The organism is Allobosea sp., assembly GCF_017308075.1.
In the GTDB taxonomy this organism is placed as follows: domain Bacteria; phylum Pseudomonadota; class Alphaproteobacteria; order Rhizobiales; family Beijerinckiaceae; genus Allobosea.
In genome coordinates, this window is the sequence record NZ_JAFKFX010000012.1 from 1 (window position 1) to 12,134 (window position 12,134).

Sequence of the window (12,134 nt, forward strand, 5' to 3'; positions counted from 1 at the left end):
CCTCGCTCGGCTACAAGCCGCCAGCACCGGTCGCTGTGGTCTGGCCGGCTGCGCAAACCCAACCCGCTTCGCCGGCCATCTCAACCGTGGCCGCCAAGCCCACCATGCACTAGATTAGAACCGGGCCACCTAACGGGGGCGGGCCAGTTACGGGGCGGCCGTGGTGCGAAGTCTGATTGGGGTCGAGCGCTCGACCTATTACGACATGCCGGCCGCCAGCATCGACGACACGGCGCTCGTCGAGACGATGGCGGCGATCTCCGACAGCTTCGAGGCTTATGGCTGGCGTCGGATGCAGGCAGCGCTGCGGCACTGCGGCCTTGTCGCCAACCACAAGAAAATCCGGCGCCTGATGCGGAGTATGGCCTTCAGCCACGTCGGCGCCAAGCAAATGCCGAGGGCTTTTTGGCCAAGCGTCTCCGCTTTGAGAGAAACTGCCATGCCAGCAAGTTGCGCCTGCCTGTCGGCTCCGCGATCGGCGCGATTCCGAAGACATGCGCCCCAGCAAGTTAGTTGAGCGTGGCACGGCTGAGATAGTCGAAAGCCGACAAGACATGCGTGCGCACGACATGGAGGAACTCCTCGATGTCGACATGCTCGTCGTGCGAGCCCATGCCGTAAGGGTAGGGGCCGTAGACATAGGCGGGGACCCCGCGATGCCGCCACAGCCGTGCATCGGTCCCGCCGAGACTAACGATCGGCTGCGGTCGCGGCCGGCCGGCTTCCTCGACGTTCCTCTGAATGATCGCCACCATCTCGTGGTCGGGATCGCACCAGGACGGCTCGTCGCCACCGACTACCTCCCAGCTGGCTTGTGGATAGCGGGCTGCGATCTCGCCGATCTTCGGCAGGAGATCGGCCTTGCTCATGCCGACCGGGAGGCGGAAATCCGCCTGGAAGGTGCAGTGCGACGGGATCATGTTGACCTTCTCGCCGCCCTGGATCGTGCCGATGTTGAGCGTGACCCGGTTGACCAGCGCGCCGGCTCCTTCGCCCATCATCCGGTCCATCACCGGCCGGCTCTGTTCGATGGCGCGCTGCAGATTGTGCGAGAGCGGCGCCTCGATCTCGGTCAGGCTCTCGAGTTCCGTCGCGAGGCGCATGGCGAGCTTGGTCGCGCTGTCGGTCGCGTGGACATAGGCGCCGTGCGCGCCCTTGGCTCGCAGTGTGAAGGCGATCCAGAGCGGGCCGCGCTCGCCGAAGCGGATCGATTCTGGGCCGCCCGGCTCGCCGTTCAGCAGGCAGTCGCCATGCACTTCCGGGTGGTGCTCCATCAGGTAGCGCGCGCCCCAGGGGCCGAAGGTCTCCTCGTCCGAGACGCAGGTCAGGGTCAGTCGCCCGCCGAGACTCTCGCGCAGGCGGTGCAGCATGGCATAGGTCACGATCGACGCCGTCGTGCCCGGCTTCATGTCGCAGGCGCCGCGCCCGTAGATCTTGCCGTCGACGATCTCGGCGCCCCACGGATCCTTCGTCCAGCCCGCAAGGTCCGGAGCGACCGGGAAGACGTCGAGATGGCCATTCAGCACGAGATGCCGACCCGGCTTGGCGCCTTCGAAGCTGGCTACGATGTTCGGCATCTCGGGATGCGGGGAGATGATGCGATGATCGAGGCCACGGCCGTTGAGGTAAGCGCGGACGACATCCGCGGTCGAGCGCGTATCTCCCGGCGGGTTCGGTCCGCGCTCCCGTAGTAGGGCACGCAGCAGGTCGATGATCTCGTCGCGCTCTGCGTCGAGCCACTCCAGCAGCTTGTGCCGCTCATCTGCCATCGTCGTCATGGTCGTGTCCTCGCCGAAAGCGCTGGGGAGCAATGCGGCCGGCTCCAGTCATCACCGGCCGGGCCAAAGGCACGGGGGAGCGTGCGTTCGTTCAGGAGGCCATCCGGTCGATCTGATCGCGCAGCCGGTACCAGGCGAGCATCATCGGCAGGAACCAGGGCCGGCCGTCATAGAGCGGCGCAGTCGGAAAGGGCAGGTCGGCGAAGGCGCTCGGCTCGTTGGCCGCGCCGGCAATGGCACGGGCAGCCTGGAAGCCGAGCCAGCTTTGCATCGCAACGCCGTTGCCCTGGCAGCCGAGCGCGTAGTGCACCCCCTCATGGCTGCCCAGATGCGGCCGGAAATCGAAGGTGAAGGCGACATTGCCGTTCCAGCTGTGGCTGACCCGCACGCCGCGAAGCTGCGGCCAGACTGTCGTCATGACGGCATGGAGGCGCCGCGCGCTCTCGCGCGGGTCCATGGCGGCGGTTCCGACGCGGCCGCCCCAGAGCACGCGCCTTCCGTCCGGCGACAGCCGAAAATAGCTCAATACTCTGCGGGTGTCGGCCAGCATCCTCCGGTTAGGAACCAGCTCGGCGGCGAGGCCGTCCGGCAGCGGCTCGGTGGCGATCAGGAAGCTCGCCACCGGCACGACCCTACGCCGCATCCAGGGCGTGGCTTCGCCGGTATAGCCATTGGTCGCGACCATGACCTTTTGCGCGGTGATCGCGCCGGCGCTGGTCTCGAGGCGCCAGCCATCGGCGCTGCGGCTCATCCGCTGCACTTTGGTGCGGTCGACTAGCTTCGCCCCAGCGCACCGTGCGGCTTCCGCAAGGCCGCGAACGTATTTGGCGGGGTGCAGGCCGCCGGCGGCCTCGACGAATTGGCCGCCGCGATAGTGATCGCTGCCGATCTCCTCCCGCTGCCGCTCGGGCGGCACCATCTCGCAGCGGGCGCCGGTCAGGGCGGCGATGCGGTCGCTGTTGGCGGCGAGGTGGTCATAGTGCTTGCGCGAATAGGCGGCGACGAAGCGGCCCGTCTTCTGGAAATCGCAGTCGATCTGTTCCCGGGCGATCAGGTCCTCCAGAAACTGGAGGGTTCCGATTGCTTCGGCCGTCAGGCGGTCGGCGCGTTCCTTGCCGAGCTCGCGGGAGAAATCGCTGAGCGCCAGCTTCACGCCGCCGGTGACCAGCCCGCCATTGCGCGAGCTGGCGTTGAAGCCGATCTCGTCGGCCTCGATCACCACGGCCTCGACGCCCTGCCGCCTGAGCTCCAGCGCGCAGGACAGACCGGTATAGCCGCCGCCGATGATCGCGACATCGGCGCGTTCCGGCAGGGTGCCGTCCGCTTCCTTCACCGGATGGGCCGCATCCCACCAATAGGGATGCGGCAGGAAATCGGGCGTGAACAGATCGTTCGCAGGCATGGTTTCTCACCTGGGACAGGAGGGCGTCCGAAGCAGCCGGCCGCGAAAGATCAGGTCGTGACCACGTATTCCGGCTGGATGCGGCTCAGCAACTCGGCGGACCCTTCGGTCGTCAGGATCGTGTAGCCGAGCGACATGGCGAGGTTGTTGGGCGCATCGATCAGGATGGCGTGCAGGAACAGGATCATCCCCGGCGCGACCGGCATCTCATTGCCGGAATAGATCATCGGCGGGACGTCCATCCAGGACGGCCGATAGGTTGCGCCGAGCGAGTAGCCGCAAGCCGACATGCGCGAGCCGCCGAAGCCCTCCTTATCGAAGACGCGGCGATGGGCGTCGTCGATCATGCCGATCGTGTTGCCCGGCCGGGCGGCGTCGGTCATCGCCGTGATCGCCTCGTGAGTCACCGCGAACATGCGCTGCTGCAGCGGCTGGGCGCGGCCGATCGCGACCGTCCGCATCAGGCAGGCACAATAGCGGCGATAGCTCGCGGCGTGCTCGATCGTCAGCTGGTCCTCGCCGTCGAGCGTCCGGAAGCCGGTGGCGCTCCTGACAAGCAAGGCGCGATCGCCCGATCCGAGCACGGGGCCGGAAGGCGGTGGATCGCCGCCGCCGGCGAGGATCGGGACCGAGCCCGCCGCGGCGATGTCGCCCTCGAAGCTGCCGGGGCGCGCCTTCTCGATCATCGCGACGAGCGAGTCGTCGGCGAGTTCGGCAGCACGCCTGACATAGGCGATTTCCGCCGCCGACTTCACGACGCGCAGGCCGCGGACGAGGTTGGACGCGTCGACCAGCGTGCACCACGGCGACAGGCGGTTGTGCACGAGGGCGTAATTGTCGGCCGTCAGGCCGAAGGTGCGCATCTCGATGCCGACCCGGGCACCCTTCAGGCCCTTCTCCTCCAGGATCGCCATCAGCTCGCGCGACGGGTCCATGCCGGGCGCATCGTACCAGAGCCTGATGTCCTCGAAGGTCGAGGTCCGCCGCGCCTGCTCCAGATCTGGCCGGCGCGTCAGCAGCGTCATCGGCCGCTCATCCGCCGTCAGCACCGCGCACTGGAAGAAGACGAAGCCGCTCGTGTCGAAACCGGTGAGGTAATAGGTGCTCTCCTGGGCGAAGAGCAGCAGGGCATCGAGCCCTTCGCGTCGCATCGCGACCCGGGCATTGGCGACACGCTGATCGAATTCGGCTCTCTCGAAATGCAGCACCACGTCAAATCTCCTTCGGCGACCTTGAGCGGGTCGTCTAATCGCGAGGTTCGGATTGGAAATACTGGGACACCGCCAGCAACACGATCGACAGGACGATGAGCAGCGAAGAGATCGCCGCGATCGTGGGGTCGATCTCGTCGCGCAGGGCGAGGAACATGCGCCGCGTCAGGGTCGCCTTGTCGCCGCCGGCGATCAGCAGGCCGATCACCACCTCGTCGAGCGAGGTGATGAAGGCGAGCAGGGCGCCGGAGATCACCGAATTGCGGATCTGCGGGAGGGTCACGGTGAGGAAGGCGCGCGGGCGCGACGCGCCCATGCTGCGGGCGACCATTTCCTGGTTCATGTCGAAGCTCTTGAACCCGGCCGTGACCGAGATCAGCACGAGCGGCAGCGCCAGCACGGTATGCGCGAGCACGAGGCCTGAGAGCGAATTGTTCAGCTCGAGCGGCGCGAAGAACAGGAAGATGCCGATGGCGAGCAGGATGACCGGGATCATCATCGGCAACGTCAGGGCGACCTGGACGAGGCGGCCGGCGCCGCTGCGCGCGAGATGGAGGCCATAGGCCGCGAGCGTGCCGGTCACGGTCGCGACGATGGTCGTCAGGAAGGCGGCTTGCAGCGACACGACCGTGGCGTCGCGCCATTCGAGCGAGCCGAAATAGGCACGATACCAGCGCAGCGACCAGGATTCCGGCGGGAACGACAGGTAGCGTGAATCCGAGAAGCTCATCGGGATCACGAGCAGCGTCGGTGCGATCAGGAAGACGATGACCAGACCGCACAGGACATACAGCCAGAGCCTGTTCAGATGGGTGATCTGCGTGCTCGTCGCAGGCTGTCGCAGCATCAGCGTGCCTCCCCGAGTTTCGCCGAGCCGGTCAGCCTCGAAACCAGCCAGAGGATGCCGAGCGTGATGACGAGGAGGACGACGCCCATGGCGCTGGCGGCGCCCCAGTCGGCATAGACGGTGGTCGAACGCTCGATCTGCATCGCCCACATCATCACGCGTCCGCCACCCAGCAGTGCCGGGGTGACGTAGAAGCCGAGCGACAGCACGAAGACGACGATCAGGCCGGCCGCGAGGCCGGGGAAGGAGAGCGGCACGTAGATTTGCCAGAAGGCGCGGATCGGCGAGGCGCCGAGATTGGCGGCCGCGCGCATGTAGTCCTCGCTGATCGTCTTCATGGTCGCGTAGAGCGGCAGCACCATGAACGGCAGCATGATGTGGGTCATGCCGATCGCCGTGCCGGTGAAATTATGCACCAGCCGCAGCGGCTCCTCGATGATGCCGAGCTTCTGCAGCCAGGTATTGACGAGGCCCCGTCGCTGCAGCAACACCAGCCAAGCGTAGGTCCGTACCAGCAGCGAAGTCCAGAACGGGAAGAGCACGCAGAGCAGGACGAGGCTCGCCCAGCGCCGCGGCAGCTGCGAGGCGAGGTACGCCAGCGGGTAGCCGAGCAGCAGGCAGACCACGGTGACGGTGAAGGCCAGCTCGAAAGTGGTCCGCAGCGTCAGCAGATAGGTCGGGTGCAGCAATCTCTGGTAGTGGATGAGGGTGAAGCCACTCTTGTCGACAAAGGACAGCCAGAACAGCCAGCCGATCGGGATGAGTACGACGAAGCCGACGAGCAGGAGCGCCGGCAGGGTCAGCGCCAGCATCGAGCGCCGCTCGCCATGGGCCTGGCGACGCAGCGCCTCCTCATTGGCTCCAGACGCCGTGCCGCCGGCTGCGATCTGATCCAGAGCCAGAGTCATGGCCGGCCCGTTTGCGGGGCATCCGCGTCGGCTGGGACGATGATCGCGTCCTCGGCGGAAAACCCGACCCGGACCGCGGTGCCTACCTCAGGGAGGACTTCGTCCGTGCGCAGGGAGCGCCGGATCGCGATCTCATGATCGCTCGCGGTCCTGACATAGGTGACGATGCTGTCGCCCTGGAAGACGTTCTGGCGGACATGGCCGGCGATGACATTGGCCTCCGCCGGCGCCGCATCGGCAAGAAGGCGCAGCTTTTCCGGTCGCAGCACGAGGAAGCTCGGCGCGCTGCTCGCCGGTGCCGGTGCCGGCGCCGCGCTGAGCAGTGGGGCGCCGGCGAAGCTCGCCCGCCCATCCCGGACTTCGATGGGCAAGGTCGAGGACTCGCCGATGAAGCTCGCGACGAAATGCGTGGACGGCCTCTCGTAGAGTTCGCGTGGGCGGTCGAGCTGGACGACGCGGCCACGGTTGATCACCGCGATCCGGTCCGACATCGTCAGAGCCTCGCGCTGGTCGTGCGTCACATAGACCGTGGTCATGCCGAGGCGATCATGCAGGCGGCGGACCTCGAGCTGCATCTGCTCGCGCAAATTCTTGTCGAGCGCCGAGAGCGGCTCGTCCATCAGCAGGATGCGCGGCTCGAAGATGACTGCGCGCGCCAACGCGACACGCTGGCGCTGGCCGCCGGACAACTGGTCGATGCGGCGCTCGCCGAAAGCGCTCAGCTGAATGAGATCGAGCGCGCGCTCGACCCGCCCGGCGATCTCCCGCGCCGGCACGTTTCGCAGCTTGAGCGGGTAGGCGAGATTGCCCGCGACCGTCATATGCGGGAACAGCGCATAGTTCTGGAACACCATGCCGATGTCGCGCTTGTGCGGCGGCAGCAGCACCACCTCACGATCGGCGAAGCGGACGCTGCCCGATTGCGGCCGCACGAAACCAGCGAGCACCATCAGCAGCGTCGTCTTGCCGGAGCCGGAGGGGCCGAGCAGCGTGATGAACTCGCCGCTCCTGATCGACAGGCTGACATCGTCGAGCGCCTTGAAGGAGCCGTAGGACTTGACCAGGCGCTCGATCGTGATCGGCAGGGAGGCGCTGCGGTTGCCACCGGCCGCCGGAGCGTCGGCAGGCGTAGCCATGACTGTCATCCTGTTACCTTTTCATGCGAGGGCGGCCGGGCCCGGGCAGGCCCGGCCGCTCGTGTTCAGCGCTGGATGAACAGGTCGAACTGCTTGGTCAGCTCGTCGAGATTCGCGGCCCAATAGTTCGCGTCGAGCACGAAGCCCTTCTTGGCGTTCTCCGGGGAGCTGGGCAGCTTCGCCGCGACCTCCGGCTTGATGATGCCCGTGTTGAAGGCCTCGACATTGGCCGGGCCGTAGTTGATGTAGAGCGCGATACGGGCCTGGACCTCCGGACGGCTCATGATCTCAATCGCCTTCATCGCCAGGTCCTTGTTCTTGGCGCCCTTGGGCACGACCCAGCAGTCCGTCAGCAGCATCTGCTGGTTGAAGGTCAGGCTCACCTTTTCGCCCTCGGTCGCGAGGGCTGCGGCGCGGCCGTTCCAGATCGCCGCCATCTCGACCTCGCGATCCTTCAGCACCTGCTGGGACTGGGCGCCGGAGGCCCACCAGACGACGACGTCCTTCTTGATCGCCTCGAGCTTCTTGAAGGCGCGCGCAGTGTCGAGCGGGTAGAGCTTTTCCATCGGCACGCCATCTGCGAGCAGGGCGGATTCGAGCGCGTAGACCGGGCTGCGGCGCATGGTGCGGCCGCCGGGGAAGGTCTTGGTGTCCCACATGTCGGCCCAGCTCGACGGCTTCTTGTCGCGGTACTTCTCGTCGCTCCAGGCCAGGGTCGTGGCGTAGACCAGATTCGAGATCCAGCCCTTGCCCTTCATGTTGTCGGCGATGCCCTTGACCCCGAGGATGGCCGGCGTCAGCGGCTCGGTGTTGCCTTCCTTGTCGAGCAGCGCGCAGCCATAATTGCCCTGCTGGACGAGATCCCAGGTCGGGCGCCCGGAGGCCACCTGCGCGCGCACATCGGCGACGCCGGATGTGGTCTCCTCCTTGATCGTCACGCCGAGTTCCTTCTCGACGATGTTGAACCAGGCCTCCCTCTGCGCCTTCTGGTAGGCGCCGCCCCAGGACGAGATTGTCAGGGTCTGTTGCGCGGCGGCCGGTGCTACATGGCCGGCGGTCGCGGCCAGTGCCACGGCTGCGAGGGCGTGAGCGACGAATTTCATGGTATCTCCCCTTGTGGTTGTGCGCGCATGCAGATGAGGCTGTGCTCTCCTTCTCGCGTCACGTCTGACGCGAGAATATTCGATCTCCCCCGAGATAGGTTTCATCGACGCGGACATCGGCGAGGGTCTCCGGATTCACGCTGAAGACATCCTCGTGAAGGACGGAAAAGTCCGCAAGCTTGCCGACTCCGAGATCACCCTTGATGTGTTCTTCCTTGCCGCAATAGGCGCCGAGCGTCGTGTAGGCTTCGACGGCCTCGTAGACGCTCACCGCCTCGCGGCGGTCGAGATCGGCGCCGCTGTCGGTCTTGCGGTTCACCATCGAGTAGATGCCGCGGAACGGATTGGGGTGGCAGACGGGGCAATCGGAATGGCCCGGCGCCTTCACGCCTGCATCGATCATGCTCCGGTGCGGCCACATGTACCGCATCGCCGCCGCGCCGCGATTGCGCCGATACGCGTCGCCGAGATCGTAGGCGAAGCCGGTGGCGGAGGAGCAGATGACCTGCAGCTTCTTGAGGCGCTCGAGGATGGCCGGAGTGACGTTGCAGCAATGCTCGACGCGCAGCCGATGATCGTCGACCGGATGGTGCTGGAGCGCATGCTCGAACGCATCGAGCACGAAGTCGATGCCGCGGTCGCCGACGCCGTCCGCGCCGACGAGCAGGCCTGCTTTGTGCGCGCGCAGGACCCGCTGCTTGAAGTCCTCGAGCTCGTAGAGCAGCATGCCGCGATTGTCCTCGGGCTCCCCGAGCACCTTTTCGCCGATATACGGCTCGTAATAGGCGGCGGTCCGTCCGCTGGTCGAGCAGTCGGGGCACCATTCCACCCCGGTCAGCCGAATCCATTCGTCGCCGAAGCCCGTGCGCCAGCCCGAACGGATGATCGCGTCGATCAGCTCGTCCTCGCGACCGCTGGCCAGGAGGCCGACGCGCATGCGCAGCTCGTTGTTCTCGCGCATCTTCTGATAGGCGACGATGCCTTGCGTCGAGCACAGGCTGTTGTGCACGGAGGTGATGCCGTAGGACGCGAAATCGTCGAAGACCCGCACCAGGCCGCCGGCGAAGTCATCCGGCGTGAATCCGCGCTGGCAGAGATTGACGATCTCATGGGCTGCGGTCTCGCGCAGCAGCCCGGTCAACTCGCCCGTCTGCGGGTCACGGTCGAGGCGGCCGAAGGGCGGATCGCCGCTCTCGCGCGTGAAGCCGGCGGCGGCCAGGGCCGCGCTGTTGGCGAAGCCGAGATGCGCGTCGCGCCGGTAGAGAAAGGCCGGTCGCCCGCCGGCTGCCTGGTCGAGCTCGTCACGGGTCGGATAGCCGCCCAGCCGGGTATCGTCGTAGCGAAAGCCGACGAACCAATGATCGGCCGGCTTGCCTTCGAGCGTGGCGCGGACATGGGCGAGCACGTCCTCCTTGCTGCCGAACCCGGTGGAAAGGTCCGACCAGCGGCCGAGCCGGGCGCCGTGCATGTCGGGATGGCAATGGCTGTCGATGAAGCCCGGCAGCACAGTCCGGCCACCGCAGTCGATCCGCTCGGCGAAGGGCGCGAGTTCCTTGATCTCCTGGTTGCTGCCATGTGCGACGACCTTCGAGCCGCTGATCGCGAGAGCTTCCACGAAATGGTCCGGTCGCTCCATCGTCGCGATCTTGCCGTTGACCACGATCCTGTCGATCCGAGGCACTGTCATCGCCGGTCCCACTCCCTCCCGCTCAGCGCGGCGCTCGACAAATCCCGCGCGTCGCCGGCCGTCGCGCGGGCGTCCGCGGACGGCGTAGGGTGGCGTCGGCCAGAAAACGAAGCTGCATGCCCGGCGCCCGATAATCGCAGCTGCAGCGCTGCGTCAGGTCTTGTTTGACATGTCAGTAAAGGCAGCGTCACAAAGCTGAGAGGCGTTGTCAATCATGAATTTTCATGGAAACGCGAGCGTGGCTGTCTTGCCGATCTGAGAGGTTGCAACCTAATCTGATATGTCAGTTTTGGCCGGACGCCCTAGGCGGTTTGAGGAGAGACGAATGGGTTTTGCGGGGGAGGCGTCCTCGACCTTGGCCGTGGAAGCCTACAGGCGTCTCGAGGAAATGATCATCCTCGGCGAGCTCAGGCCAGGGACGCGGTTGTCGGAGCAGACGCTGGCGCAGGCCCTGGCCCTGGGGCGCACTCCGATTCGCGAGGCCTTGCAGAGGCTGCGCGAGAACAATCTCGTCGATATCCTGCCGCGCTCCGGCGTCTTCGTCACGGATGTCGACTTCCGGGACCAGTTTCTGCTGATGGAGGTTCGTCGCCCCCTAGAGTGTCAGGTTGCGGTGCGGGCCGCCAGGCTCGCCTCGAACGAGGACAGGGCGCGCTTCATGGAGATGGCGCAGCGCATGCGGGCTGTTGTCGACGCCGGGGACAAGGTCGGCTTGATGAACGTCGACCGAAGCTTCAAGGATTTGTCGTTGCGGGTGGCGCGCAACAAGTTCCTGACTGCGGCGCTCGCTCCCATTCAGGCCAATTCTCGTCGTGTGTACTTCATGCATCTCGAGGCGACGAACATTCCCATAGGGCATGCGCATGCTGATGCGATCGAGGCGATCGGGCGCGGTGATGTCGATCGGTCAGTGGAGGCCGCGACGCAATTCCTTGATGAGATGGAGTCTTTCCTGAGGAGGCAGCTCGCGAATAGTTTGGTGTTTTCTTAGGGGGTAATCTAAGTTTTGTACTTCTTTGATTTGAGGCCATTTTCTATAATACAATATTTGATATTTTTTATAGTAATGGTAATATTTTATGTCATGCGCATGAGCTTAAATTGAGAGTTATAAATATATTTATTTATAATATACGTCTAATAAATTTAGAATTTAAGAATTTTTTACGAAGATTTCTACAGATATTCATGAAGTTTATTTATGTTTTGTGACATAAATTCACCTATTATTTATACAATATATTGCGACTAGCGCGAATTCCTAGTGCGCTCCGGCGCCAGGGCGGGCCGGACGGCATGCACAGACGATAGCAGAACGGCTCGTCGCCGATCTGGCGGCGTTGCGCGACCGGCCGGCCGTGCCGCTTGAACCGTGTGAGAGGCGTGGCGGACGGGTCTCATCGACCGCATTGGTGCGCTACCGCTCCAACGACTACTCCGTGCCGACGACTTATGGCTTCCGGGACTTCGTGGTGAAGGGCTTCGTCGAGGAGGTTGTGATCCTCTGCGGCGGGGCCGAGATTGCCCGCCACGCGCGCGATCGCATCGAGAGACGGCCGCGCCGCCATGACGGCCGCTTCGATCTCGGGCGCCGAGACCCGGGCAATCGATCCGGCTTCCGTCTTGCGATGCTGGATCAGTGCCTGTGAGACATAGTAGCGATAGCGCGCCCCGTTCTTGCGGGCATGGCTCGGGCTCACCCAAAGCAGCGCCTGAAAATGATACTCGTTGTCAACCTCCCACCGCGCGGGCAATGAGCGCGCGGTTCGCGGCTCATTCTCATACTGCCAGAGTTTCAGCGAGCGCCCTGTGTTCCAGAGCAAACTGATGAGATCGTCGATCCCCATCGCGCCGATCGCGATTTGCCCTTGTCGCGCAAGAACATGCTCAAACACGGCCAGGCGCACTGGCCTGCCCCCGTTAGGTGGCCCGGTTCTAATCTAGTGCATGGTGGGCTTGGCGGCCACGGTTGAGATGGCCGGCGAAGCGGGTTGGGTTTGCGCAGCCGGCCAGACCACAGCGACCGGTGCTGGCGGCTTGTAGCCGAGCGAGGAGTGCGGGC

Annotated in this window: 10 protein-coding genes and 2 pseudogenes; 3 read left to right on the forward strand and 9 right to left on the reverse strand. The window is 65.1% G+C overall.

The genetic code is table 11. The features are described 5' to 3' along the window. Nucleotides 1–160 precede the first annotated feature (160 nt). On the forward strand, nt 161–517 hold the full coding sequence (locus J0J10_RS00370; protein WP_291644354.1) for an IS3 family transposase: 357 nt from the start codon (nt 161–163) through the stop codon (nt 515–517). Here the strand turns inward: J0J10_RS00370 and J0J10_RS00375 are convergent. The 8 genes from J0J10_RS00375 to J0J10_RS00410 all read right to left on the reverse strand — a co-directional run bounded on the left by J0J10_RS00375 (nt 510) and on the right by J0J10_RS00410 (nt 10,072). Then, on the reverse strand, nt 510–1,778 hold the full coding sequence (locus J0J10_RS00375; RefSeq protein ID WP_291644356.1) for a M20/M25/M40 family metallo-hydrolase: 1,269 nt from the start codon (nt 1,776–1,778) through the stop codon (nt 510–512). The genes J0J10_RS00370 and J0J10_RS00375 overlap by 8 nt on opposite strands. 91 nt (nt 1,779–1,869) lie before the next feature. Beyond that, nucleotides 1,870–3,180: an NAD(P)/FAD-dependent oxidoreductase gene (locus J0J10_RS00380; RefSeq protein ID WP_291644358.1), complete on the reverse strand. Its 1,311-nt coding sequence runs from the start codon at nt 3,178–3,180 to the stop codon at nt 1,870–1,872. 50 nt (nt 3,181–3,230) lie between these two features. Continuing rightward, nucleotides 3,231–4,391 carry a M24 family metallopeptidase gene (locus J0J10_RS00385; protein WP_291644360.1) on the reverse strand — a complete coding sequence of 387 codons (1,161 nt, stop codon included), beginning with the start codon at nt 4,389–4,391 and terminating at the stop codon, nt 3,231–3,233. Between the two features lie 34 nt (nt 4,392–4,425). Next, the gene (locus tag J0J10_RS00390; RefSeq protein ID WP_291644362.1) at nt 4,426–5,238 is read right to left on the reverse strand and encodes an ABC transporter permease; all 813 of its coding nucleotides are present in this window, start codon (nt 5,236–5,238) and stop codon (nt 4,426–4,428) included. Further along, nucleotides 5,238–6,146: an ABC transporter permease gene (locus tag J0J10_RS00395; RefSeq protein WP_291644364.1), complete on the reverse strand. Its 909-nt coding sequence runs from the start codon at nt 6,144–6,146 to the stop codon at nt 5,238–5,240. The genes J0J10_RS00390 and J0J10_RS00395 overlap by 1 nt, the downstream gene beginning before the upstream one ends. Beyond that, a complete protein-coding gene (locus J0J10_RS00400) occupies nt 6,143–7,282 on the reverse strand; it encodes an ABC transporter ATP-binding protein (protein WP_291644366.1) in 1,140 nt (379 codons plus the stop codon). Before J0J10_RS00400 ends, J0J10_RS00395 begins: the two co-directional genes overlap by 4 nt. Nucleotides 7,283–7,347: 65 nt before the next feature. Beyond that, nucleotides 7,348–8,385, reverse strand: coding sequence for a polyamine ABC transporter substrate-binding protein (locus J0J10_RS00405; protein ID WP_291644368.1), 1,038 nt, complete (start codon nt 8,383–8,385; stop codon nt 7,348–7,350). Nucleotides 8,386–8,443: 58 nt separating this feature from the next. Continuing rightward, the gene (locus J0J10_RS00410) at nt 8,444–10,072 is read right to left on the reverse strand and encodes an amidohydrolase (RefSeq protein WP_291644369.1); all 1,629 of its coding nucleotides are present in this window, start codon (nt 10,070–10,072) and stop codon (nt 8,444–8,446) included. Between the two features lie 325 nt (nt 10,073–10,397). On the opposite strand from J0J10_RS00410, the gene J0J10_RS00415 reads away from it, so the two are divergent. Next, nucleotides 10,398–11,063 carry a GntR family transcriptional regulator gene (locus J0J10_RS00415; RefSeq protein ID WP_291644371.1) on the forward strand — a complete coding sequence of 222 codons (666 nt, stop codon included), beginning with the start codon at nt 10,398–10,400 and terminating at the stop codon, nt 11,061–11,063. A gap of 292 nt (nt 11,064–11,355) precedes the next feature. Then, nucleotides 11,356–11,610 (forward strand): annotated as a pseudogene (locus J0J10_RS00420) (Mu transposase domain-containing protein); the annotation flags it as partial. A gap of 402 nt (nt 11,611–12,012) precedes the next feature. On the opposite strand, the pseudogene J0J10_RS00425 reads toward J0J10_RS00420, so the two are convergent. Further along, nucleotides 12,013–12,134: pseudogene (locus tag J0J10_RS00425) on the reverse strand (IS3 family transposase); the annotation flags it as partial.

What these genes read in the sequence shown, in the direction of transcription:
- J0J10_RS00375 (WP_291644356.1), bottom strand. Translation starts at nt 1,778, where the DNA reads ATGACGACGATGGCAGATGAGCGGCACAAGCTGCTGGAGTGGCTCGAC.
- J0J10_RS00410 (WP_291644369.1), bottom strand. Translation starts at nt 10,072, where the DNA reads ATGACAGTGCCTCGGATCGACAGGATCGTGGTCAACGGCAAGATCGCG.
- J0J10_RS00400 (WP_291644366.1), bottom strand. Translation starts at nt 7,282, where the DNA reads ATGGCTACGCCTGCCGACGCTCCGGCGGCCGGTGGCAACCGCAGCGCC.
- J0J10_RS00405 (WP_291644368.1), bottom strand. Translation starts at nt 8,385, where the DNA reads ATGAAATTCGTCGCTCACGCCCTCGCAGCCGTGGCACTGGCCGCGACC.
- J0J10_RS00390 (WP_291644362.1), bottom strand. Translation starts at nt 5,238, where the DNA reads ATGCTGCGACAGCCTGCGACGAGCACGCAGATCACCCATCTGAACAGG.
- J0J10_RS00415 (WP_291644371.1), top strand. Translation starts at nt 10,398, where the DNA reads ATGGGTTTTGCGGGGGAGGCGTCCTCGACCTTGGCCGTGGAAGCCTAC.
- J0J10_RS00380 (WP_291644358.1), bottom strand. Translation starts at nt 3,180, where the DNA reads ATGCCTGCGAACGATCTGTTCACGCCCGATTTCCTGCCGCATCCCTAT.
- J0J10_RS00395 (WP_291644364.1), bottom strand. Translation starts at nt 6,146, where the DNA reads ATGACTCTGGCTCTGGATCAGATCGCAGCCGGCGGCACGGCGTCTGGA.